Source organism: Streptomyces sp. NPDC058579 (assembly GCF_042718575.1).
In the GTDB taxonomy this organism is placed as follows: Bacteria; Actinomycetota; Actinomycetes; order Streptomycetales; family Streptomycetaceae; genus Streptomyces.
On sequence record NZ_JBHXPI010000001.1, the window covers coordinates 280,110 to 303,850 of the forward strand.

20 protein-coding genes are annotated in these 23,741 nt (G+C 69.7%); 12 read left to right on the plus strand and 8 right to left on the minus strand.

Annotated features, from left to right (window positions below; translation table 11 throughout):
* A partial coding sequence (locus tag ACFWRO_RS01345; protein ID WP_384503177.1) for a VWA domain-containing protein occupies positions 1-1,035 on the plus strand: 1,035 nt, incomplete at its 5' end.
* A gap of 61 nt (positions 1,036-1,096) precedes the next feature.
* Here the strand turns inward: ACFWRO_RS01345 and ACFWRO_RS01350 are convergent.
* Complete coding sequence (locus ACFWRO_RS01350; protein WP_384503179.1) at positions 1,097-2,236, minus strand: sensor histidine kinase; 1,140 nt, start codon at positions 2,234-2,236, stop codon at positions 1,097-1,099.
* Positions 2,233-2,886 carry a response regulator transcription factor gene (locus tag ACFWRO_RS01355; protein ID WP_384503181.1) on the minus strand — a complete coding sequence of 218 codons (654 nt, stop codon included), beginning with the start codon at positions 2,884-2,886 and terminating at the stop codon, positions 2,233-2,235. The genes ACFWRO_RS01350 and ACFWRO_RS01355 overlap by 4 nt, the downstream gene beginning before the upstream one ends.
* 148 nt (positions 2,887-3,034) lie before the next feature.
* Between ACFWRO_RS01355 and metG the strand changes: the two genes are divergently transcribed.
* The 5 genes from metG to ACFWRO_RS01380 all read left to right on the plus strand — a co-directional run bounded on the left by metG (position 3,035) and on the right by ACFWRO_RS01380 (position 11,025).
* Complete coding sequence (gene metG, locus ACFWRO_RS01360) at positions 3,035-4,642, plus strand: methionine--tRNA ligase (RefSeq protein ID WP_384503183.1); 1,608 nt, start codon at positions 3,035-3,037, stop codon at positions 4,640-4,642.
* A 102-nt stretch (positions 4,643-4,744) separates the two neighbouring features.
* On the plus strand, positions 4,745-5,275 hold the full coding sequence (locus ACFWRO_RS01365) for an SseB family protein (protein WP_384503185.1): 531 nt from the start codon (positions 4,745-4,747) through the stop codon (positions 5,273-5,275).
* Positions 5,262-5,909 carry a hypothetical protein gene (locus ACFWRO_RS01370; RefSeq protein WP_384503187.1) on the plus strand — a complete coding sequence of 216 codons (648 nt, stop codon included), beginning with the start codon at positions 5,262-5,264 and terminating at the stop codon, positions 5,907-5,909. Before ACFWRO_RS01365 ends, ACFWRO_RS01370 begins: the two co-directional genes overlap by 14 nt.
* Positions 5,909-10,546, plus strand: a complete 4,638-nt coding sequence (locus ACFWRO_RS01375; protein WP_384503189.1) for a putative T7SS-secreted protein — start codon at positions 5,909-5,911, stop codon at positions 10,544-10,546. Before ACFWRO_RS01370 ends, ACFWRO_RS01375 begins: the two co-directional genes overlap by 1 nt.
* The gene (locus tag ACFWRO_RS01380; RefSeq protein WP_384503191.1) at positions 10,531-11,025 is read left to right on the plus strand and encodes a barstar family protein; all 495 of its coding nucleotides are present in this window, start codon (positions 10,531-10,533) and stop codon (positions 11,023-11,025) included. The genes ACFWRO_RS01375 and ACFWRO_RS01380 overlap by 16 nt, the downstream gene beginning before the upstream one ends.
* 297 nt (positions 11,026-11,322) lie before the next feature.
* Here the strand turns inward: ACFWRO_RS01380 and ACFWRO_RS01385 are convergent, their stop codons facing one another.
* Positions 11,323-11,532 (minus strand): DUF397 domain-containing protein, encoded by a 210-nt coding sequence (locus tag ACFWRO_RS01385; protein WP_384503193.1) that lies wholly within the window; start codon positions 11,530-11,532, stop codon positions 11,323-11,325.
* Complete coding sequence (locus ACFWRO_RS01390) at positions 11,529-12,404, minus strand: helix-turn-helix domain-containing protein (RefSeq protein WP_384503195.1); 876 nt, start codon at positions 12,402-12,404, stop codon at positions 11,529-11,531. The genes ACFWRO_RS01385 and ACFWRO_RS01390 overlap by 4 nt, the downstream gene beginning before the upstream one ends.
* A 154-nt stretch (positions 12,405-12,558) precedes the next feature.
* Between ACFWRO_RS01390 and ACFWRO_RS01395 the strand changes: the two genes are divergently transcribed.
* The 3 genes from ACFWRO_RS01395 (at position 12,559) to ACFWRO_RS01405 (ending at position 15,096) form a co-directional block, all read left to right on the plus strand.
* Entirely contained in the window at positions 12,559-12,987 is a 429-nt protein-coding gene (locus tag ACFWRO_RS01395) for an ATP-binding protein (RefSeq protein ID WP_384503197.1), read from the plus strand.
* Between the two features lie 291 nt (positions 12,988-13,278).
* Positions 13,279-14,133: a helix-turn-helix domain-containing protein gene (locus ACFWRO_RS01400; RefSeq protein ID WP_384503199.1), complete on the plus strand. Its 855-nt coding sequence runs from the start codon at positions 13,279-13,281 to the stop codon at positions 14,131-14,133.
* Positions 14,134-14,187: 54 nt separating this feature from the next.
* Positions 14,188-15,096, plus strand: a complete 909-nt coding sequence (locus tag ACFWRO_RS01405) for a hypothetical protein (protein ID WP_384503201.1) — start codon at positions 14,188-14,190, stop codon at positions 15,094-15,096.
* A 79-nt stretch (positions 15,097-15,175) separates the two neighbouring features.
* On the opposite strand, the gene aspS is transcribed toward ACFWRO_RS01405, so the two are convergent.
* Positions 15,176-17,008: an aspartate--tRNA ligase gene (aspS, locus tag ACFWRO_RS01410; protein ID WP_384503203.1), complete on the minus strand. Its 1,833-nt coding sequence runs from the start codon at positions 17,006-17,008 to the stop codon at positions 15,176-15,178.
* A 168-nt stretch (positions 17,009-17,176) separates the two neighbouring features.
* Here aspS and ACFWRO_RS01415 point away from each other — a divergent pair, with 168 nt between their 5' ends.
* A complete protein-coding gene (locus tag ACFWRO_RS01415) occupies positions 17,177-19,327 on the plus strand; it encodes a SpoIIE family protein phosphatase (RefSeq protein ID WP_384503205.1) in 2,151 nt (716 codons plus the stop codon).
* A gap of 132 nt (positions 19,328-19,459) precedes the next feature.
* The gene (locus ACFWRO_RS01420) at positions 19,460-20,278 is read left to right on the plus strand and encodes an MBL fold metallo-hydrolase (RefSeq protein ID WP_384503207.1); all 819 of its coding nucleotides are present in this window, start codon (positions 19,460-19,462) and stop codon (positions 20,276-20,278) included.
* 40 nt (positions 20,279-20,318) lie between these two features.
* On the opposite strand, the gene ACFWRO_RS01425 is transcribed toward ACFWRO_RS01420, so the two are convergent.
* Both ACFWRO_RS01425 and ACFWRO_RS01430 read right to left on the minus strand, forming a co-directional pair.
* Positions 20,319-21,311: an AI-2E family transporter gene (locus ACFWRO_RS01425; protein ID WP_384503209.1), complete on the minus strand. Its 993-nt coding sequence runs from the start codon at positions 21,309-21,311 to the stop codon at positions 20,319-20,321.
* Positions 21,312-21,512: 201 nt separating this feature from the next.
* The gene (locus ACFWRO_RS01430) at positions 21,513-22,475 is read right to left on the minus strand and encodes a pirin family protein (protein WP_384503211.1); all 963 of its coding nucleotides are present in this window, start codon (positions 22,473-22,475) and stop codon (positions 21,513-21,515) included.
* 187 nt (positions 22,476-22,662) lie between these two features.
* On the opposite strand from ACFWRO_RS01430, the gene ACFWRO_RS01435 reads away from it, so the two are divergent.
* On the plus strand, positions 22,663-23,142 hold the full coding sequence (locus ACFWRO_RS01435; protein WP_384503213.1) for a hypothetical protein: 480 nt from the start codon (positions 22,663-22,665) through the stop codon (positions 23,140-23,142).
* Positions 23,143-23,181: 39 nt separating this feature from the next.
* Here ACFWRO_RS01435 and ACFWRO_RS01440 read toward each other — a convergent pair whose 3' ends face one another.
* Positions 23,182-23,694 carry an SseB family protein gene (locus ACFWRO_RS01440; protein ID WP_384503215.1) on the minus strand — a complete coding sequence of 171 codons (513 nt, stop codon included), beginning with the start codon at positions 23,692-23,694 and terminating at the stop codon, positions 23,182-23,184.
* Positions 23,695-23,741 lie beyond the last annotated feature (47 nt).

The window sequence follows — 23,741 nt, forward strand, 5'->3', positions numbered from 1 at the left end:
CCCGAGGCAACCGAGGCGGAGCCGAAGGCGGCCACCACCAGGAAGCCCAAGGCCGTCGCAGCGAAGGCGGAAGCCGCCGACGCCGAGCTGCCCGAGGCCGTCGCGGCAAAGCCCGAAGCCGCCGACGCCGAAGAGCCCGAGGCAGTCCAGGCGGAGCCGAAGGCGGTCGCCACCAAGCAGCCCGAGGCAGCAGCCGCTCCGACGGAGCCCGAGCCCGTCGCGGCGCAGCCGGAAGCCGTTGCCCCGGCGGAGCCCGAGGCAGTCGAGCCGGAGCCCGCCCCGGCGGAGCCGGAGGCGGTCGTCGTGGCGGCGGAGCCCGCCGCCGACGAGCCCGGGGCGGCCGCCCCGGCCGCCGAGCCGGTCGCCACCACCCCCACCCCGGCCCCCGCCACCACCTCCCCCCTCGCCGCCGACGCGCCCCAGCTGCTGGACGCGTACGCCGCCGCGGGAGAGGTGCTCCAGGAGCGCGGGCTGGTCACGGCTCAGGCGGCCGTGTATCTCGTGGTCGACCGGTCAGGGTCGATGCGTGGGTACTTCAAGGACGGGGCCGTTCAGCGGCTCGCGGAGCAGACCGTGGCGCTCGCCGCGCACCTCACCGAGGACGCGACCGTGACCGCCGTCTTCTTCTCCACCGACATCGACGGCACCGCCGAACTCCGCCCCGCCGGCATCGACGGCCGCATCGACGAGATCAACGCGGGCCTCGGCCGCCTCGGCCGTACGAACTACCACCGCGCCGTCGAAGAGGTCCTCGCCCACCACGAGAAGGCCGACCCCACCCGCCCCGCCCTCGTCGTCTTCCAGACGGACGGCGCCCCCGAGTCCAAGACGGCCGCCACCCAGGCGCTCGCCGAGGCCGCCGAGCGCCCGATCCACTGGCAGTTCGTCGCGTGGGGCGAGGAGGACAACAAGGCGTTCGACTACGTCCGTAAGCTCACCGCCCCCCGTACCGGCCACTTCCTCGCCGGCGCGACCCCCTCCGAGACCGCCCACGCCGACTTCTACCGCGGGCTGCTCTCCACCTGGGAGGCCTGACCGGCACCGGCACCGGCACCGGCGACCGGCCTGGTGGTGACGGAGACGGGCAACGTCACCGTCACCACCAGGGCCCCCCCCCCCCCCCCCCCCCCCCCCCCCCCCGCGCCCCCCCCGCCCCCCGCGCGACCGCGCCCACAGTCCCCCCGTGCGCCACCGCGATCGACCGGACGATCGACAGACCGAGCCCCGCCCCCGGCCCCATCCGGTCGCGCCCCTCGCCCCGCCGGAACGGCTCGAAGAGCCCGGGCACATCGCCTGCCGCGACCACCGGCCCCGTGTTGGAGACGGTCAGCACGCCACCGTCCACACGCACGTCCACCGATCCGCCGGGGACGTTGTAGGCGACCGCGTTCGCGACGAGGTTCCGTACGAGCTGCCCGAGCAGCACGCGACTCCCGAGCACGACACCCCCGCCACCGCCACCGCCACCGCCACCGCCACCAGCGCCGGCACCGCCACCAGCACCGATATCGCCGTACTCCACCCCGTACGTCTCACACTCCTCCGCGACCACACCCCCCAGCTCCACGCCCTCCCGCCCCTCGAGCCCCCGCTCGCTCCTCGCAAGCACCAGCAGCCCCTCGATGAGGCGCTCGCTGCGCCGGTTGCTGTCGAGGAGCACCTGCTTGACCTCGTTCGTGTCGTCGAGGCCGATCTGGATCGCGGCGCGCTGCGTGGCGAGCGGGGTCCGCAGCTCGTGCGAGGCGTTCGCGATGAACCGCCGCTGGCTGTCGAAGGCGGTCTCAAGCCGGCCGAGCAGCGCGTCGATCGTGTCGCCGAGCTCCTTCAGCTCGTCGTCGGGCCCGCTCGCGGCGATCCTCTCGTGCAGGTTCCGCTCCGAGAGCCGCCGCGCACGCGCGGTCATCTCGTGGACCGGCCGCAGCACGCGCCCCGCCGTCCACCACCCGACCGCGACGGCGCAGAAGGCCATGACGACGAGGGCCAGGCACGACCACATGAGCATCTGCTCGCCGGCGGCCCGGCTGACGTCGTCGCTCAGCCGGTACGCGGTGACCGTCTCGAACGGCGCCACCACCCGCACCCGCGCCGCGATCGCGTCCGCCTCGCCCTCCGTACCGGCGCGGGACAGCAGGTTCACGACGGTGAGCAGGCAGCCGCCGAGGACCACGAAGACAGCCCCGTAGACGAGCGCGATCCGCGTCCGGATGGTGGACCCGGCTTCCAAGACATGCGTCACAGCGCGTACCCCACTCCCTGCACCGTCCGGATCAGCGCCGGCTCTCCGAGCTTCGCGCGCAGCTTGCTCATGCAGACCCGTACCGCGCCCGTGAACGGGTCGGTGTGGGCGTCCCAGGCCCGCTCCAGAAGCTCCTCGGCGGAGACGGTCGCCCCGTCCGCCTCAAGGAGGATCTGGAGTACGGAGAACTCCTTCGGGGACAGGTCGAGCGCCCGCCCGTCCCGGGTCACGTCCCGCCGTACGGTGTCCATCTCGACGCCCGCCCGCTCGAGGCGCGGCGGTACGGGCCGGGCGCTGCGCCGCCGCAGGGCGCGTACGCGGGAGACGAGCTCGGGGAACTCGAAGGGCTTGCCGAGATAGTCGTCGGCACCGAGGTCGAGCCCTTCGACCCGGTCCTCCGTCGTGGCGGAAGCAGTGAGCATCAGAATCCGGGTCCGGGCGGACCGGGCGACGAGCGCGCGGGCGACGTCGTCGCCGTGGACGCGGGGCAGGTCGCGGTCGAGGACGACGACGTCGTAGTCGTGCAGGCCCAGGTAGGCGAGGGCGGCGTCGCCGCTGTAGACGGTGTCAACGGCGAAGCCGGCCCGTCGCAGACCGGTCGCGAGGAGCTCCGCGAGGACCTCCTCGTCCTCGGCGACAAGTACGCGCATGATCTCTTCCTCGCTGCTGACGGCCACGGCTCTTTCTACGCCGTCCAACGTTTCGCGAAGGTCTCCGCGCTCCCGCCCCGTCCCACTCCTCGGTCATCGACCGTTATCGATGTGAGTGGATCTTGAACCGCCCGTTAGGATTTCGACCATGGCGGCCACTGGATCCGAGAAGCAGGGGGCGAAGGCGTTCTACGTCTCGACCCCCATCTACTACGTCAACGACGCTCCTCACCTGGGCCACGCCTACACGACCGTCGCAGGCGACGTGCTCACGCGCTGGCACCGTCAGCGCGGCGAGAAGGTGTGGTACCTCACCGGCACGGACGAGCACGGTCAGAAGATCATGCGCACGGCCGAGGCGAACAACGTCACGCCCCAGGCCTGGTGCGACAAGCTCGTCGAGGAGGCGTGGAAGCCCCTCTGGGAGCACCTGAACATCGCGAACGACGACTTCATCCGTACGACGGAGAAGCGGCACACGGATCGCGTCCAGGAGTTCGTGCAGGACCTGTACGACAAGGACGAGATCTACAAGGGCGGGTACGAAGGCCCGTACTGCGTGGGCTGTGAGGAGTACAAGCTCCCGGGCGATCTCATCGAGGCCGAGGACGGCACGAAGCTGTGCGCCGTCCACAAGAAGCCGGTGGAGATCCTCAAGGAGGAGAACTACTTCTTCAAGCTGAGCCAGTACGGCCCGAAGCTGCTGGAGTTCTACGAGGCGAACCCGGGCTTCATCCAGCCGGAGTCGGCGCGCAACGAGGTCGTGAACTTCGTCAAGCAGGGCCTTGAGGACCTGTCGATCTCGCGCTCGACCTTCGACTGGGGCGTCCCGGTGCCGTGGGACGAGAAGCACGTGATCTACGTGTGGATCGACGCGCTCCTGAACTACGCGACGGCGGTCGGCTACAACGAGAACCCGGAGAAGTTCGACGAGACCTTCCCGGCCAACGTCCACCTCATCGGCAAGGACATCCTGCGCTTCCACGCGGTGATCTGGCCGGCGATGCTGATGGCGCAGGGCCTGCCGGTGCCGGGCAAGGTGGCCGCGAACGGCTGGCTGATGGTCGGCGGCGAGAAGATGTCGAAGTCGAACCTGACGGGCATCAAGCCGCAGGACCTGACCTCGCACTTCGGCGTGGACGCGTACCGCTGGTACTTCCTGCGCGCGATCGCGTTCGGCCAGGACGGCTCGTTCTCGTGGGAGGACTTCACCGCCCGCTACACGAGCGAGCTGGCGAACGACTACGGCAACCTCGCGTCCCGTGTCGCGGCGATGGTCGGCAAGTACTTCGACGGCGCCCTGCCGGCCGCGACGGCCGACGGTGACGCGGAGAAGGCGATCCACGAGGGCCTGGCGAAGGCCGTCGCGGCTGCCGACCTGAAGATCGGCGAGGAGCTGGACTTCCAGGGCGGCATCCTGGCGATCTTCGACTTCGTGAAGCAGGTCAACGGCTACATCACGGAGCAGGAGCCGTGGAAGGTCGCCAAGGACGAGTCGGAGACGGGCCGCGCCCGCCTGGCGACGATCCTCTACACGGCGGCCGAGTCCCTCCGCGGCGTCGCGGTCCTCCTGAACGCGATCATGCCGGAGACCTCCCAGCAGCTCTGGGACTCCCTGGGCGCCGAGGCCTCCCTGGGCACCCTGCCCTCCCAGCCGGTCCAGTCCGCCGGCGAATGGGGCCAGCTCCCGGCAGGCACGACGGTGACGAAGGGCGCGGTGCTGTTCCCGCGCCTGGAGGAGCCGAAGAAGGACTGACGTCGTCCTTCCGTAGTACGTAGAGGCCCGGAACCGGACAGGTTCCGGGCCTCGCGCTTTTGTTCGTTGCTCGCGGAAATGATCGCGTGACAGCATGCGTGGGTGACGGAGAACGGGGACGGAATACCGAAGCCTCAGCGGCCTCAACGGGTGTCGAGGCTGACCGAATTGGCGGATTCTTCCCATCCGGTCACGGTCCCTGCCGCAGTCCCGGCCGCGATTCCGGCCGCAGAGGCGGTCGATGAGGCGGCGGTGGCACGTCGCGTGTTTGCGCGGTTGCTCGGCGAATTCCGGCGTACGGCGGTCCTGGTGCCGTTCGACGAGCACGGGAGTCTGTGGACGGCGGACTTCGACGGGGTGCGGTGGATCTGCGCGTTCTCGGACGAGGAGGCGCTGGCGCGGTTCGCGGTCGCGCGGGGCGAGGCTGCGCGGGAGTGGACGTACCGGACGATCCTCGGCGCGCGGCTCCTCGATGTGATGGTGCCGATGCTGCCGGGTCCGGGCGGGGTGGCGCTGGACGCGGGGAGTGCGGACGGGATGGTGTTTCCGCCGGTGGCGGGGGTCGTCCCGGACGAGGTGGCGGTGGATCTCGGGTATCACGGGGGAACGGGGACGCAGGATGAGCGGGAGTGAGCCTGAGCTCGCGGCTCCGGCGGCGGCGCTGGCGGAGATCGTCAAAGGCATCAACCTGGCGCATGCGGAGCTGAAGGAGCTCGGCATGATCGGCGAGGCGTCGGCGGGCCGTGGGTTCTCGGATCTGGCGTTGTCGGGGCTTGAGTTGGGGCACGGGGGTCTGGCGGCGGAGTTCGGGACGTTCTGCGACCGGTGGGAGTGGGGCGTACGGACGCTGACCTTGCGGGGAAACGGTTTTGCGCAGGGGGTGGGCCTGTCGGCGGGCTCGTTCGCGGAGCAGGAGCAGTACGTCAAGGACTCGTTCAAGATCGCGGTGAACTCCCTCAACGGAAACCCGCATCTGTCGGAGGACGAGGTCAAGCAGATGCGCTGGGACACCATCCGCGACCAGCACACCTGGGACGACGCGGACTGGAGCCCGGAATCGTTCAGCGAGGCTCATCAGGAGGTGAAGCAGACCTGGCAGAACACGGCGTACGACGTCGAGGACTCGTTGCTCGACTCGATGGAGCGCTCGGGTGTCGTGGATCCGCAACTGCGTGAGGCGATGGACGAGGAGCTGAAGGAGAAGCTCGATCCCGACCGGGCGACCATCGAGCAGGCCGAGCAGCCGCGGTGGGGGGAGAGCCGCTGATGGTGGACTGGCGGGCGATCGGCGACGGCCTCGTCGACGGGCTCGACAAGGGCATCGACGCGGGCAAGGAGTTCGTCGGCAAGGGCATCGACCACGCGACCGACAAGCTCGGCGACGGCCTGGACAAGGTCGGTGTTCACGACTGGGCGGACGCGGTCGAGGACTGGGGCGACGAGACGGCCTCGTCGCTCGGTGCGCAGGTCGGGGAGCAGCAGCTCGGGCAGAGCGAGGAAGCGAACGAGCTGATCCACGGCAAGCCGGAGAAGATCGCCGCGACGGTGACGAACCTGCGGGACTTCCAGCGCGCGTTCGACCTGGTCGGGGGCGGGATGAAGAAGCTGGACGCCGCCCATTGGAAGGGCGAGGCGGCCAACGCCTTCCGGGAGAAGTTCCAGACCCTGCCCACCGACTGGCTGCACGCGGCGGACGCGATGGAGGACGCGGCCAAGGCCATGGAGACGTACTCCAAGGCGGTCGTGAGCGCGCAGGGCAAGGCGCGTGAGGCGATCGCGCTGTACAAGGAGGGCGACAAGGACTCCAAGACGGCGGCCGACACGCACAACAAGAAGGTCGACGCCTACAACACGGCCCGCACGGGGGACAGTCCGCTGCCCCACCCGGGGACGTTCTCCGACCCGGGCAAGGCCAAGCGACAGCGGGCGCGGGAGATCCTGAACGCCGCCCGGACCGCGCGGAACGAGGCGGCTGCGACGGCGAAGACGGCGGTGCGCGCCGCGCTGGCCCACGCGCCGAAGGAGCCGACGGGCCTGGAGAAGGCCAAGCTCGAGCTGATGGACTACGGCATGGGCCAGAGCATCGAGCTGGCCCATTTCGGCGGTGGCGTCGTCAAGGGCACGGCGGGTCTGGTCAACTTCGTCCGCTCGGTCCACCCGCTGGACGTGTACAACCTGACGCACCCAGCGGAGTACTACAAGAACGTCAACATGACGCTAGCCGGCCTGGTGTCCACGGTGGCGAACCCGGACAGGGCGCTGAAGAACGCCTGGGACGCGGCGAAGGGCGACCCGAGCGAGTTCCTCGGCCGGCTGCTGCCCGAGGTCCTCGGGACCAAGGGCGGCGGAGTCATCAAGGGCGGCCTGCGCGCCGGCCTGAACGGCACCAAACACCTGCCGGAAGCCCCTGAGAAGCCGGGTTCCAGCCGGGCGGACCAGGAGAAGGACCCGCACGGCAAGGGCAAGGAGTGCAGCAAGACCGACTGCGAGAGGGACCCGGTCGACATCGCATCGGGCCGCATGCTGCTGCCCCAGACCGACATCACCCTGCCGGGCTCGCTCCCTCTCCTCTTCCGCCGTACCTTCGACTCCTCACGCCGCTCGGGCCGCTGGTTCGGCCCGACGTGGTCGTCCACGGTGGACCAACGCCTGGAGGTCGACGCCGAGGGCGTGATCTTCAGCTGCGACGAGGGCAGCCTGCTCGCGTACCCGCACCCGGCGCCCGGTGTCCCGGTCGTGCCCACGCACGGCCGCCAGTGGCCGCTGGACCGGGTCGAGGACGGCTACACGATCACCGACCCCGACACGGGCAAGGTCTGGCACTTCACCGACCACAGCGACGAACTGGCACTGCTGGCCCAGATCGACGACCGCAACGGCCGCTGGATCACCTTCGAGCACGACGAGACGGGTGCCCCGACCTCGATCGTCCACCACGGCGGCTACCACCTGAAGCTCACGACGAGCGAAGGCCGCGTAACGGCCCTGCACCTGGCGGGGGCAGCAGTCGACGGATCTGACCAGGAGATCCTGCGCTACGGCTACACCGACGGCCACCTGACCGAGGTCGTGAACTCCTCCGGCCGCCCCCTGCGCTTCGGCTGCGACGAACACGGCCGCATCACCTCGTGGACCGACACCAACGACAGCCGGTTCGACTACGTCTACGACGACCAGGACCGCTGCACCTACCAGTCAGGCACCAACGGCCACCTCGAAACCACCTTCACCTGGGACGACGTCGACCCGGCGACCGGTCTCCGCATGACCACGTTCACCGACGGCGAGGGCCACACCCAGCGCCACCTGATCAACGACCGCGCGCAACGCGTCGCCGAGATCGACGCGCTGGGCGCGATCACCCGCCACGCGTACGACAACCGCAGCAACCTCTTGTCCCACACGGACCCCCTGGGCAACGTCACCCGCTCGACGTACGACGAGCACGGCCGCATGACGGCGCTGGAGCGCCCGGACGGCAGGCAGGCGCGGGCCGAGTACGACGCCCTAGGCCTCCCGACCCGCATCGTCGGCACCGACGGCAACGTCACCCGCCAGACCTTCGACGAACGCGGCAACCGAACGTCGGTGACAGACCCTTCGGGCGCGACGACAGCGTTCACCTACGACTCGGCCGGAGGGCTCACGTCGACGACGGACCCGCTCGGCGCCACGACCCACCTGGTCCTGGACGCCAGGGGCCTGCCCACCGAGATCACGGACCCGCTGGGGGCGACGACCCACTACGACCACGACGCGTTCGGCCGCACGATCCGCGTCACGGACGCGCTCGGCGCGGAGACGCGACTGGAGTGGACGGTCGAGGGCAGGGTGTCCCGCCGCACGGCACCCGACGGCACGGTGGAGACGTGGACGTACGACGGCGAGGGCAACTGCCTCACACACACAGACGCCATGGGCGCCACGACCCGCTTCGAGTACACGGACTTCGACCTCCTGACGTCCCGCACGACCCCGGACGGCGTGCGCTACGAGTTCACCCACGACTCGAACCTGCGGCTGACGCGGGTGACAAATCCGCAGGCCCTCACCTGGGACTACACGTACGACGACGCGGGCCGGCTGCTGTCGGAGACGGACTTCGACGCCCGGACGCTGAGCTACGCCTACGACGCGGCGGGCCGCCTGACCTCCCGTACGAACGCGCTCGACCAGATCGTCGGCTTCGAGCACAACGCCCTCGGCCAGGTCGTCCGCAAGGACGCGGCGGGCGCGGTCACGACGTACGAGTACGACGTCTTCGACGAACTGGCGGAGGCGACCGGCCCCGACGCGACCCTGACCCAGCTCAGGGACAGGTACGGCCGCCTCGTCTCCGAGACCGTGAACGGCCGAACGCTCTCGTTCACGCACGACGGGGTGGGCCGCCGAGTGGGCCGGACGACCCCCGGCGGTTCGACGAGCTCGTGGTCGTACGACGCGGCGGGCCGCAGGACGGAACTGACGAGCTCGGGCCGACGACTGACGTTCGGCCGGGACGCGACGGGCCGCGAAGTGACCCGCACGGTGGCGGACTTCGTCACGCTGACGTCGTCGTTCGACGAGATGGGCCGGCTGGCGACCCAGGACGTAAGGTCCCGGGAATCCCACCTCCAGCACCGGTCGTACGCGTACCGCCCGGACGGCAACCTGATCGGTGTCACGGACGCGCTCTCGGGCACGCGCCGCTTCGACGTCGACGCGGCCGGCCGCGTGACGGCGGTACACGCGAAGGACTGGTCGGAACGGTACGCCTACGACGAGGCCGGCAACCAGACGGAAGCCTCCTGGCCGTCCACCCACCCGTCCCACGATGCGACGGGCAGCCGCACGTACACGGGCACCCGCCTCACCCACGCGGGCTCGGTCCGCTACGAACACGACGCCCAGGGCCGCACGGTCCTGCGCCAGAAGACCCGCCTCTCCCGGAAGCCGGACACCTGGCGCTACGAGTGGGACGCGGAAGACCGCCTCAAGTCGGTGACGACCCCGGACGGCACGCTCTGGCGGTACGCGTACGACCCACTGGGTCGCCGAATATCGAAGCAATCGCCCTGGGAGGCAACCCACTTCACCTGGGACGGCCCGACCCTCTGCGAACAGACGACGAACAACGAGGTCACCCTCACCTGGGACCACGAGGGCCTCCGCCCCCTGGCCCAGACAGAACGCCGCACGGACACGGACGAGGACCGCTTCTTCGCCATCGTGACGGACCTGATCGGCACCCCGACGGAACTCGTAGCCGAATCAGGCGCCTTGGCCTGGCACACCCGCACCACCCTCTGGGGCACCACAACCTGGAACCGAACGGCCACGGCCTACACCCCCCTCCGCTTCCCGGGCCAGTACTTCGACCCGGAATCGGGCCTCCACTACAACCACTTCCGCTACTACGACCCGGAATCGGCCCGCTACCTGAGCCAGGACCCGTTGGGCCTCGCCCCGGCGGACAACCCGGCGACGTACGTCCACAACCCGCACACGTGGAGCGACCCGCTGGGGCTGTCGCCCTGCCCGGACTTCACTCCGGGATCTACCCTCGGAGACGTAAGCAAGATTCACGGATGGGTTCCCAATTCCATCCCCAAGGAAGCGATGGAAGTCCTCCAGGACGTGAAGAAGTACAACTTCGGATGGTGGGGCGGGCCGGGGTTTCATGGTCCGAAGTGGTGGACAGAGCCTTTCGCAAACGACGGAAGACACAACGCATATCAACTCCCCACACACGAACCATCAGGAAAATCTATCACCTATAACGAATATGGCACCTACCCGTCACCGGACAACCCGGTACCAGGTGGCGAACGCTGGGTGTTCGGCAGCGACGGGTCCTCGTACTACACTCCGACCCACTATCAGACATACATTGTCGGAGAAAGTCCCAGATGGGCGGCACAATGAAGGAAGAGTTGTCTGCGATTCACATCGCCCCTTGGCTGCACATTGTCACGCCGGGCGCCGGCGTGCCTCTCGATGAACTCCTGCCCACATCGGGCAGCGTTTACGTGGCGCGCCTGTGCGGACGAGAGATGCCAGACGAAGTGTCGACATTCGAAAAATTCCAGGAGGAATTGAAGTTCCCGAAGTATTTCGGCTGGAACTGGAATGCTTTCCACGACTGTCTTCGCGACCTGGGATGGCTCTCGTCGGATCGGTACGTACTGATTATCGAATCCGCCGAGCACGCACTTTCCGAAGACGACACTGCTCGCAAGGAGTTTCTCATGTCCCTGTGGCGGTCAGCCCGGGGATGGTCCTACGTGAAGCGACCCGAGGGCGTGACGCTCAGCAAGCTTTCCATTGTCCTGTCCTGCGACAAAGATTCCGTCTCCAGCCTCTCGAATTTCTTCCGGGAATTTGAGGACAGCTCCGAATTCTAGCGCGACAGGCAGGCGGGGCATCACACGCCGACGACAGGGAGCTCATCCAGGACGGGTCAGCCCGCCCAGTTGTCGAACGGTTCCTTGTCCGGGTGCCCGGCCGAACAAGGAAGGCGAGCCAAGGTTCAGAAAGCAATCTCCGTCCCGGATCCGTGCCCGCACCGGCAACACCAAGTTGCTCACGGGTCGGAGGACGGCCGAGTCATTGCGCAGTCTCCACCGAGGACTGGAGAGGTGAATCGTCGTGCACCGATTCGGGTAGTCGCCTGCCCCCCAGCACTGTCGGCTCGTCAGGCGTCAGGCTCCGGACGCGTACGAGACGAAGCCGGCCCACGCCCTCGACGCGAGGGCGAGTTGGGGGCTGTCGACGAGCTTGGAGTCGCGGACGTGGACGGTTGTCGAGGTCGTGGCGACCTCGACGCAGGAGTCGCCTTCGCTGCTGCTGCTGTAACTGCTCTTCAACCACGCCAGTTCGGACGCGTCCCCGGCCGAGGTGTTGCGGATCATGTCTCTCCCAGCAGTTGCTCGATGAGGGCGGTCGACTCACGGGGCGTGAGAGCCTGGGCCCGGATGATGCCGTACCGCAGCTCAAGGATACGGAGCTGCTTCCACTCGGTCACCGGTCGGCCATTGGCCACAGCCGGGGAGCGGCCGACCGCCGATCCGTCCCCGAACTTCAGTACCTCGATGCCGCCTGCCAGCCCGGCGTGCTCCTCGCGGTCCATCGGCATCACCTGAAGCTCGACGCTCCGCAACTGCGCTACCTCCAGGAGGTGTTCGAGCTGTGCTCGGAGCAACGCGCGGCCACCCAAGGGGCGTCGGAGTGTCCACTCCTCCAGGACGAAGCCGAGTTCGGGTGCCGGGTCACGTTCGAACACGGTCTTGCGTGCCATGCGACCGGCCACCATCCGCTCCACCTCGTCCTGCGTGTACGCCGGCCGCCGCATCAACAGCAGTCCGCGCGCGTACTCGGGCGTCTGCAACAGGCCGTGGATGTTGAGCGGGTCGTAGAGCTGGAGCTCGACCGCGCCCGCCTCCAGCTTCGCCAGGTCGCGGACCTTCTTCGGGTACCGGACCTTCCGCGCGTCGTCCTTCATCGCCGCGATCATGCCGTCCGCCCCCAGCACCTCGTCCGCCTTGTCGAGGAACTCGGGGCGGGGGATCCGCTTCCCGCCCTCCAGCTTGTAGATCATGTCCTCGCCGTAGCCCACCGCGACTCCGAAGTCGGCGGCCCGCATCCCCGCCGCCTCCCGCCACAGCCTCAACTGCCGCCCCACGGTGGCGACGACGGCCACGCCCCAGTCGTCGTCCGGGTCCACGTCCCAACCCGGCTCGTCCGCCTCGCCCTTGAGCCGCCCTACCCCGTCATCCACCGACATGCCGCACCCTTCACCTCGTCCTGCGTGCCGCAACGGCTCTACCCGCCGGAGGCCCCCCGACAGCCCGGACAGCAGTGGACAAGCTCCGGACAGTCACCCTACGCATCGACATCATCACTGTTCACGGTCGGCGTGGACCGCCACGCTCGGTGACGTGAACCAGAATCAGACCGCCCGACTCCTCGCCCAATCACGTCACTTCGGGGTCCTGCTCTCCCCCACACCACGCGGTGCGCGGCTCGCCCGCCTGCTCGCCGTCGAGTGGCTGCGGACCAAGGGGGAGCTGTCATCTCGCGTCGTCGAGACCGCCGAACATCTCGTCGCGGAGCTCGCGACGAACGCCGCCACCCACGGCCGCGTCGCCGGCCGGAGTTTCCGCCTCGCGCTCATCGCCCAAGAGGACACCCTCCGTATCGAGGTCACGGACACCCGGGGAGACGACCTCCCGCAACTCCAGTCACCGGACGGCGAGTCCGGGCGCGGGCTGCTCCTGATCGATGCCCTCGCCGATCGCTGGGGCGTCGACCTCGGGCCCGTACCCCGTAAGACCGTATGGGCCGAACTCGATCTACGAGACCCGTGACCAGCGGAAACGACTCACGCACCGGAGCCCGGGCGCGCGGGCTCCGGTGGGTCGGACGGCCTTTCCAAGCAACGACGAGAGAGAAAGAACCGTCACCAAGCCCCACCCCTCCCGCCCACCGCGGGACGATCACTCACGCGAGTGAAAAACACCAACTTGGCTGGCTTCGAGGCGGGTTGCCTGATCTACGCTCAGCGCGACAGATCATCCGACCGCAGAAATGCGTCGGCCCTCGCCGGGACCGCGAATCCCGATGCGAGGGCCTACCAGCGAGGAAGCACTACCTTCCTGATGGATACCCAGCACACTAGCGTGCGCCCGCACGCCCAGTCCCGTAACGGCGGGAAGAACCACCCCCAGCGGCGAACCTGCGGCGGTGTCATCCACGACAACGTCCGTCACACCACCCGCTTCACGGTGGTCGGCAACCACCTCGCCCAGCACGCCGAGTTGTCGTTGCTCGCCATCGGCCTGGGCGTCCACATCCAGTCCCTGCCCAGCGGCGCCGCCATCGACATCCGGTCCCTCTCCGCCCGTTTCCCGGAAGGCAAGGCCCGGATCGCCGCCGCCCTGCGCGAGCTCGAAGCCCACGGCTATCTGCGCCGTACGTGCGAACGCACCAGCAGCGGCCGCATCGTCACCCGTACGGTCTCCTGCAACCAGCCGGGCCGGACCGGCGGCGACACCGAGACGGAGCCGGAGCCGGTGAAGCCGAAGGGACCCGGCCGCCGGGAGGACAAGGCCCCGCGCCGCGCCCTCCCCGCCGTGCCGCAGCCCGCGTACCCGGCTTCCGACCTCCTCCGGACCGCCATCGACGTCCTCGCCGGCCTCCGCCGCCAGGATCCACGCCTCCTGCTCTCCGCTTCGGACGCCGAACACCTCGCACCAGGGGTCGTCGCCTGGCTCGAACGCCACGTGCCCCCGAGCGCCGTCCACCTCGCCCTGACCTCCGACCTCCCACCAGAGCCCCTGCACCGCCCAGCCGCGCTCCTCGCACACCGCCTCGCCGCACAGCTGCCACCCCTGCCACCGTTCCGCGCCCCGGAAACGCCCCCGGTGATCAGACACCCACTCCACAACTGCGAGCACTGCGACCGCGCGTTCCGAGGCCCGGAGCCCGGCACTTGCGGCGCCTGCCGCAGCTGACCAGCCACCAAACCCAGCCCTAGGAACCCCGTGGTCAACCCACCGCATGAAGCGATGCACCACATCTTCCGGCACGACGTCCACCTCTTCAGCCGCCTGAAGGACGTGCTGGAGCTTCCCCTCCCGGCCGCCGTCGAGGCGGTCGTCCTGCCCAACGACCTCACCGAGACGAGGCCTGTCGAGCGCCGCGTGGACACCCTCCTGCGGCTCGACAGCGCCAAGGACGGCTCCCTCCTCCTCGCCATCGAGGCGCAGGGCAAGAAGGACCCGTCCAAGCCGGCGAGCTGGGCGTACTACGTCTCGTACCTGTGGACGAAGTACGGACTGCCGACCGCGCTGCTGGTCGTCTGCCAGGACCGCGCCACAGCGGAATGGGCCGCCCGGCCCGTCGCCAGCGGACCCGCCTATATGCCCACCCTCAGCGTCCAGCCGATCGTCGTGGGACCGCACAACATGCCCGTCATCACCGACCCGGTCAAGGCCGGCGAGGATCTGGCACTGGCCACCCTGTCGGCCATCACGCACGCGGGCGATCCGGACATCGGTGCCATACTGAAGGCACTGTCCACCGCGCTGCGGGACGTTCCCGAGAACGTCGCCGACCCGATCATCGAATTCACCGCACAGGGGCTGAGCAAGCGCACGGCCCAAGACCTCTGGAGGACTCTGGTGGCCGTGGACCTCTCCTTCTACAAGTCGTACCTCTCCGAGGAAATCCGAGACGAGGGCCGCGCAGAGGGCCGAGCCGAAGGCCAGGCCGAGGGCCGAGCCGAGGGCCAGGCCGAAGGCCGAGCCCAGGCCAGTGCCGCCGCCATACTGCTGGTCCTGGAGCAGCGCGGCCTCGACGTTCCCGACGACGTCCGCGACCGCGTCAACGGCTGTGACGACCCCGACCTGCTGCGCAGCTGGCTCGTGCGCGCCCTTACCGTGTCGTCCGCCGAGGAGATCTTCGCGGACGAGTAGTAGTCCGCACGCCGACATGCCGAAGGGCCTGGGATCCGTGGATCCCAGGCCCTTCATTCGTCCGATGGACGACCGCTTATTACCGCGCCGCGTCCGGGTGGACCGCGTCCGTGATCGGGCGGTCCGTGGTGGCGGGGGCGTCCACGACCTTCGACTCCACCGGCTTGCGGAGCTGGATGTTCAGCTCGCGCAGGCGGGACTCGTCGAGTTCCGTGGGGGCGCCCATCAGGAGGTCCTGGGCGTTGCCGTTCAGGGGGAAGGCGATGGTCTCGCGGATGTTCGGCTCGTCGGCCAGGAGCATCACGATGCGGTCCACGCCCGGGGCGATGCCGCCGTGCGGCGGGGCGCCGAACTCGAAGGCGCGGAGCATGCCCGCGAACTCGTGCTCGACCGTCTCGCGGGAGTAGCCCGCGATCTCGAAGGCCTTGAACATGATCTCGGGCTCGTGGTTCCGGATCGCGCCCGAGGAGAGCTCGATGCCGTTGCAGACGATGTCGTACTGCCAGCCGAGGACGTCCAGCGGGTCCTGGGTCTCCAGGGCCTCCAGGCCGCCCTGCGGCATCGAGAACGGGTTGTGCGAGAAGTCGATCTTGCCGGTCTCCTCGTCCCGCTCGTACATCGGGAAGTCCACGATCCACGCGAAGCGGAAGACGTTCTCCTCGAACTGGCCGGCGCGCTTCGCGGCCTCGACCCGGACCGGGCCCATGATCTTGGAGACCTCGTCGAACTCGCCCGCGCCGAAGAAGATCGCGTGACCCGGCTCCAGGCCGAGGCGCTCCGTGAGGACCTTGATGTTCTCCTCGGTGAGGAACTTGGCGATCGGGCCCGTCAGCGCGTTGCCTTCGCCGACGCGCACCCACGCCAGGCCCTTCGCGCCCAGGGAGACCGCGAAGTCGCCCAGCGCGTCGAAGAACTTGCGCGGCTGGTCGCCCGTGTTCGGGACGGCGAGCGCACGCACGTGCTTGCCCGCGAAGGCCTTGAACTCCGACGCCTCGAAGACGTCCGAGATGTCGACGAGCTCCAGGGCCGTACGCAGGTCAGGCTTGTCGTTGCCGTACTTGAGCATCGACTCGCGGAACGGGATCCGCGGGAAGGGCGAGGTGACGTGGCGGCCGCCGCCGAACTCCTCGAAGATCTCCGTCATCAGCTTCTCGATCGGCTGGAAGACGTCCTCCTGCTCGACGAAGCTCATCTCGACGTCGAGCTGGTAGAACTCGCCCGGCGAACGGTCCGCGCGGGCGTCCTCGTCACGGAAGCACGGCGCGATCTGGAAGTAGCGGTCGAAGCCGGAGATCATCAGCAGCTGCTTGAACTGCTGCGGCGCCTGGGGGAGGGCGTAGAACTTGCCCGGGTTCAGACGGGACGGCACGACGAAGTCGCGGGCGCCCTCGGGGGAGGTCGCGGCGAGGATCGGGGTCGCCATCTCGTTGAAGCCGAGGGCCACCATCTTCGAACGGATGGAGGCGATGACGGCCGACCGCAGCATGATGTTGCGGTGCATGCGCTCGCGGCGCAGGTCGAGGAAGCGGTACTCCAGGCGCCGCTCCTCGTTCACGCCGTCGTCCGTGTTGACGGTGAACGGGATCTGCTTCGCCGCGCCCAGGACCTCGACCTCGGCGGCCTCGATCTCGATCTCGCCGGTCGGCAGCTCCGCGTTGACGTTGTCCGCGCCGCGCGAGACGACCTTGCCGTCCACGCGGACGACGGTCTCCTTCGTCAGCTTGTCGAGCACCTCGGCCGCGGCCGTGCCCGGCCGGGCGACGAGCTGCGTGATGCCGTAGTGGTCGCGGATATCGATGAAGAGGATGCCGCCCAGGTCGCGCCGATTGTGCAGCCAGCCGCTCAGCCGGACGTCGGTGCCGACGTCAGAGGCGCGGAGCTCGCCGCAGGTGTGGGACCTGTACCGATGCATCGTCGTTCATCCAGTCTTCGGGATCTACGGGAACCAAGGGGGTGTGCCGCCGTGACGTGACATGGCATGGCATGGCGGCAGACCCCGCCCAGCCTACCGGGCGACCCAAGATCGCATTTCGAATACGCTCAGTGGCGACCTTCTGTCCGATATTCATAAAGTGGGGCAATGCGCACCGAGGACGTCCTGGCCGCGATCGCGACCGGCCTGTGGCGCTGGGACAACGCATCCGGGATCGTCACCCTCGACGCCGAGGCGGCCCGGCTGCTCGGGCTGCCCGCCGAACCGGTCCAGCTCACCGAAGCGGCCGTACGCTCCCGGTTTCATCCCGTCGACTGGAACGAGATCGACGGGGTCGTGAACCTCGCCGTCGCCGAAGGGACCCTCGCCGAGGCCCGGCTGCGGATCATGGACGGCCACGGACGGGTGATCCGTACCGTACGGAGCCGGTCGAAGCCGCTCATCGAGGGCGAGGACTACCAGCTCGTCGGCACCCTCCAGGAAGTCGCCGAACCGCAGCCCGGCACCGCCGCCCGCACCCCCATCACCGGCGACTGGCGCCGCTCCCGCGAGGCCTTCCTCCTCGACGCCGGACGCGCGCTCGCCGAGGCCCGGTCCACCGCCGAGGTGCTGCGGGTCGCCGCCTCCCTCTCCATGCCGGGCTTCTCGCCCGACGGGCTCGCCGTCTTCGGCGTCGCCGGCGAACGGCTGACGATCATCGGCCACCACGGGCACAACGTCGGCGACGAGGGCCCCTTCACCTCGATGTCCCTCGACACCGACTACCCGGCCGCCGAGGTCGTACGGACCGGGCGGGCGATCTACCTCCCGACACCGGAGGAGTACCTGCGGCGCTTCCCGGTGACCTGGCCCCTGGCGCAACGATTCGGCAGGCAGTCCTGGGCCTACCTCCCCCTCATCGTCGCGGGCCGCACCATGGGCGCCTGGATGGCCGCCTTCAAGCACCCCGTCGGCTTCACCCCCGACGAACGCTCCGTCCTCACCACCGTCGCCCGCATGCTCGCCCAGGCCCTCGCCCGGGCGGGCGTCGCCGAGTCCGAGCGCGAGCTGTCGCTGGGCCTCCAGCGCACGATGATGCCCGTCCTCGGCCCCGGCATCCCGGGCCTGCACGTCGCCGCCCGGTACGTGCCGACCGGCGGCGGGCTCCAGGTCGGCGGCGACTGGTACGACATGATCCAGCTGCCCGGCGGCCGGATCGCGCTCGTCATCGGCGACGTCCAGGGCCACGACGTACGCGCCGCCGGGCTGATGGGCCAGCTGCGGATCGCCCTGCGCGCGTACGCCTCCGAGGGCCACCGACCCGACGCCGTCCTCTCCCGCGCATCGCGGTTCCTGTACGGGATCACCAACGGGGAGAGCCCGGGAGCGCCGGAGAGCCGGGAGCGCCGGGGCGAGGGCGGGGCGGATGGTGGCGGCAGCGGGCCCGGGCTTCTCGACAACGGGCCGCGCTTCGCCACCTGCCTCTACCTGGAGATCGACCCGGTCACCGGCGTCGTCGACCTCGCCCGCGCCGGGCACCCCGACCCGGCGGTCCGGATGACCGACGGAACGGTTCTCCTGCGCCCCACCGCCGGCGGGCTTCCCCTCGGCATCGACCCCGACACCGACTACCCGACGACCCGGTTCACCCTGGAGCCCGGCGAGACCCTGATGATGTGCACCGACGGGCTCCTGGAGACCGGCGGCCACGACCTCGACAGCGGCTGGGAACGCATCCGTACGCTGCTCGAAGGGCACGACGGCGAATCGCTCGAAGAGCTCGCCGACAGCCTCGTGGAGGCCGTCCACGGCCCCGGCTCGCACCACACCACCGGCCCGCTCGCCGACCGCCGCGAGGACGACATCGCGGTCCTGCTCCTCTCCCGCCAGGGCCCGACCGCCCGCCAGGCCCCGCGCCGCACGATGATGACCATCGCGCAGGCGGAGCCGGAGCGGATCGCGGCGGCCCGCCAGCACATGCGCCAGCTGCTGCACGACTGGACGGACGAGGACCAGATCGACTCGGCGGTCCTGATGGTCTCCGAGATGGTCACCAACGTCCTCATCCACACCGACGGCGACGCGCTCCTGGTCGCCGAGGTGACCTGCGACGACGCCTCCAAGCGGCGGATGCGGGTGGAGGTCGCCGACGCCAGCGACGAGCTGCCGCACAAGCGGCACCCGGGGGAGATGGCGTCCTCGGGGCGCGGCCTGGTGCTGATGGAGATGCTGGCGCACGCGTGGGGGGTGGATCCGCAGGGCGAGGGCAAGTCGATCTGGTTCGAGCTGAACGAGCCGCCCGCGGAGAAGCCTCGGTAAGCGGAGAAGCCTCGGCAACCCGCGGAGAAGCCTCGGTAAAGAGAAGCCTCGGTAAGCCGACGCGCGGGGTGTCGGCGTGCGCGCGAGACTGGTGGCGTACGCCCGCCGCCCGGGGGGACCACGGAGCACCCCATGGACACCCACAAGGTCGGAAGCGACACCACCGTCCTGGCCGACAGCCTCGAAGCGCCGGGGATCGGCCACATACCCGTCAACGCGTACGTCCTCACCGCCACGGAACCGGTCGTCGTCGACACCGGGCTCTCCCTCTCCGACCGGGACTTCGTCGAAACCCTCGGCTCGGTCGTCGACCCCGCCGACGTCCGCTGGATCTGGCTCACGCACCCCGACCGCGACCACACGGGCGGCATCTTCGACCTGCTGGACGCCGCGCCGCGGGCGAAGGTCGTGACCACCTTCGCCGGCGCCGGGATCATGACCTGCGAACGTCCGCTGCCGATGGACCGCGTGTACTTCCTCAACCCCGGCCAGTCCATGGACGTCGGCGACCGCATCCTCGACGCCTTCAGGCCGCCGCTCTTCGACAACGCGGCGACCGTCGGCTTCTACGACGAGAAGACCCGGATCTGCTTCAGTTCCGACTGCTTCGGCGGGCCCATGCCGACCGCCGAACTCGCCGAGAGCGGGCACGCCAACGACCTCAAGCCGGAGGAACTGCGCCGGACGCAGCTGCTCTGGGCGACCGTGGACAGCCCGTGGATACACATCGTGGACGCGGCGAAGTACCGGGCGACGATCCAGCCGCTACGGGACATGAACCCGGAGATCGTGCTCTCCACGCACCTGCCGCCGGCCGTACGGATGACGGACCTGATGGTCGAGACGATCACGATGGCGCCCGACGCCGACCCGTTCGTGGGCCCGGACCAGGCGGCCCTGGAGCAGATGCTCGCGTCCTTCGAGCGGGGCGGAATGCCGGCGCCGATGTAGCGACGCAGCTAGCCGATGGAGTGACGCAGCCACACGTACGTCACCCTGCCTGCGGCGTCTCGTACCGGCCCCGCAGCTCGCCGATCACCCCGAAGGCGGCCGCCGTGACCGGTACTGCGAGCAGCATGCCCAGGATCCCGGCGACCGACGCCCCCGCGGTGATCGCGAGCATGACGACGGCCGGGTGCATCTGGACGGTACGGCTCTGGATCGCGGGCTGGAGGACGTTGCCCTCGATGACCTGGACGGCAAGGACCACGCCCAGGACCCAGAGCGCGATGACGAAGCCCCGGTCCGCGAGGGCCACGAGAACGGCGATGGCCCCGGAGAGGAAGGCGCCGAGGTACGGGATGTACGCGGTCACGAAGACGAGCGCGCCCAGGCCCACGGCCCCGGGGACCCGCAGGATCAGCAGCCCGATGGTGATGAGGACGGCATCGACGAGGGCGACGAGGGTCGTCCCGCGCATGAAGCCCTCGACGGCCTCGAAGGCGCGGCGCCCCATGGCCTCCAGCATGTCGCCGGTCGAGCCCGGGGCGAACGAGCGCAGGGCGCCGGCGGCCTTGTGCGAGTCACGGAGGAAGAAGAAGATCAGCAGCAGGGCGAGCACGGCCATGGCGGCTACCTGGCCCACGATGCTGATCCCGGAGATCACCCCGGACGCGGCGGTCCCGCCGAACTTCTGCAGCAGCGACTTCGCGTTCTTGGCAAGGTCGTCGATCGAGGTCCCGGCCGCGCCCAGGTGGTCGGCGATGTCGAGGGCCGCCTGCCGCAGCGAGGCGATGATCTGGTCGCCGGTCTCGATGAGCGCGGCGACCACGATGTACGTCGCGCCGCCGACGAAGGCGAGGACGGCGAGGACCGTGAGCCCGGCGGCGAGCGACTGTTGCACCTTCATCCGCAGCAGGCGCCGGTAGAGCGGCCCGAGCAGCGCGGTACCGAGGATCGCGAGCAGGACGGGCGTGACGGCCGTCTGGAACACGACGCACAGCCAGATCCCGACGGCCACGACCCCCGCGACCAGCAGCAGCACGGCACACCAGGCGGCGGTCCGCCGAGCGGGTTCGGGAAGGAGCGGCCTCTGGGGGCCCTGCGTCTGCACCCGTCCACCGGACCACGCCACTCGGCGCGTCGTCCTGCGCTACGGGCCGGACGAGTGACGCTCCGTCAGAGCGCGTACGAGTACGGGGCCGGGCAAGCGCCCGACCCCGACCCGTAAGGCGTACAACCGCTCCTACTCGCCCATCCCGTGCACCGCAGGGATCGTGCCGAGGCGGCCCGCCTGGAAGTCCTCGAAGGCCTGGCGGAGTTCGGCCTGGGTGTTCATGACGAACGGGCCGTAGTGCGCCATCGGCTCGCGGATCGGCTGGCCGCCGAGGACGACGACCTCCAGGTCGGGCGTGTGCCCGTCCTGCGTCTCGTCCGCCCGGACCGTGAGCGCGCCGCCCTTGCCGAAGACCGCGGTCTGGCCCATGTGGACGGGCCTGCGCTCCGTACCGACGGAGCCGCGGCCGGCCAGGACGTAGACGAGGCCGTTGAAGTCCTCGCGCCACGGCAGGGTCACCTCGGCGCCCGGCCGGACGGTCGCGTGGATCATCGTGATCGGGGTGTGGGTGATGCCGGGGCCGGCGTGGCCGTCGAGCTCGCCCGCGATGACGCGGAGCAGCGCGCCGCCGTCGGGGGAGGTCAGCAGCTGCACCTGGCCGCCGCGGATGTCCTGGTAGCGCGGGGCCATCATCTTGTCGGAGGCCGGCAGGTTCACCCACAGCTGGAGGCCGTGGAAGAGGCCGCCGGACACGACGAGCGCCTCCGGCGGGGCCTCGATGTGGAGCAGTCCGGAGCCGGCGGTCATCCACTGGGTGTCGCCGTTGGTGATGGTGCCGCCACCGCCGTTGGAGTCCTGGTGGTCGAAGATCCCGTCGATGATGTACGTGACCGTCTCGAAGCCGCGGTGGGGGTGCCACGGCGTGCCCTTGGGCTCACCGGGGGCGTACTCCACCTCTCCCATCTGGTCCATCATGATGAACGGGTCGAGGTACTGGTAGTTGATCCCGGCGAACGCGCGGCGCACCGGGAACCCCTCGCCCTCGAAGCCGGACGGGGCCGTGGTCACGGCGAGCACGGGGCGGGAGACGGCGTCGGCGGGGGCGGCGACGCGCGGGAGCGTCAACGGGTTCTCCACAGTCACTGCAGGCATGGTCGGAACCTCCTTCTGCGTCGAGTTTAGTTGAAACTCGAACTTTCTGCCACACCGGCAGAACAGGAAGGGCCACCGGGACATTCCCGGGGCCCGAAAGACATAAGGACTTCAGGACATTACGAAGGTCTAACCGGACGGCTCCAGCCCCAACCCAGGAGCCCAACAGCGCGTCCTACCGTGCGTGATGGAACTCTTCAACGTCGACGGCAACGACGACGAGTCGGCCGCCCCGCGGTCCGGCCCCTGGTGGAAGCACGTGTTCGCGGCGGTCGTGGTCACCGTCTGCGGACTGGCCCTGGGCTGGTTCGCCGCCACCTTCCGGTGGGGCCCGCCCGAATACGGCATCCCGGCCGCCGCGCCCGGCTCCCCCTGGGCACTGCTCGCCGTCTGCGGGGCCGCCGGGCTGGCCGCGGCCGGACTGCTGCGCGGCGCGGCCGCGCGGTTCCCGCTCTACGCCCCCGGCCGGATCGGCTTCGTCCTGGTCTTCCTGGGCACCCGGCTGGCGCTCGGCTTCCGGCCGGAGCCGGCGGAGCTGGCCGCGGGGGCCGGGCTGGCGCTGCTCGCCGCCGCGGGCTGGTGCGCGTTCGCGTGGCGCACGCAGCGGCACGCCCCGGCGGAACGGGTGGAACGAGTGGAACAAGCAGAACCTGCGGAACCGGCGTAGCGATCAGCCATCGACCAGGCCCCACACGTCGCGGTCGAATCAGCCGTACATCCGCCGCATCGCGAAGTCGACCATCTGCTCCACGGCCTTGGCGTCGAAGACCATCCGGTGGTCGCCCTCCATGTCGAGGACGAAGCCGTAGCCGGTCGGGAGCAGGTCGATCACCTCGGCGCCGGTGATGACGAAGTACTTCGACTCCTTGCCCGCGTACCGCCGCAGCTCCTTGAGCGACGTGAACATGGGGATGACCGGCTGCTGGGTGTTGTGCAGGGCCAGGAAGCCGGGGTTGTCGCCGCGCGGGCAGTAGACCTTCGAGCCCGCGAAGATCTGCTGGAAGTCCTCGGCGGACAGGGAGCCGGTCGTGAAGGCCCGTACGGCGTCGGCGAGGGACGGCGGGGACGGCTCGGGGTACAGGGGTGCCTGCTGGCCGTACCCCTGTCCCTGCATCCCGGGCATCCCGCCCTGCATGCCCGGCATGCCTCCCGCCATCGGCTGCTGCGGCGGCGGGGCGTACTGCTGCTGGGCACCCGGATTCTGCTCGTAGCCGTACATGGCGCACAGCCTAGCGAGTGGGGGCCGTAGCGATTGTCGTCACAGAT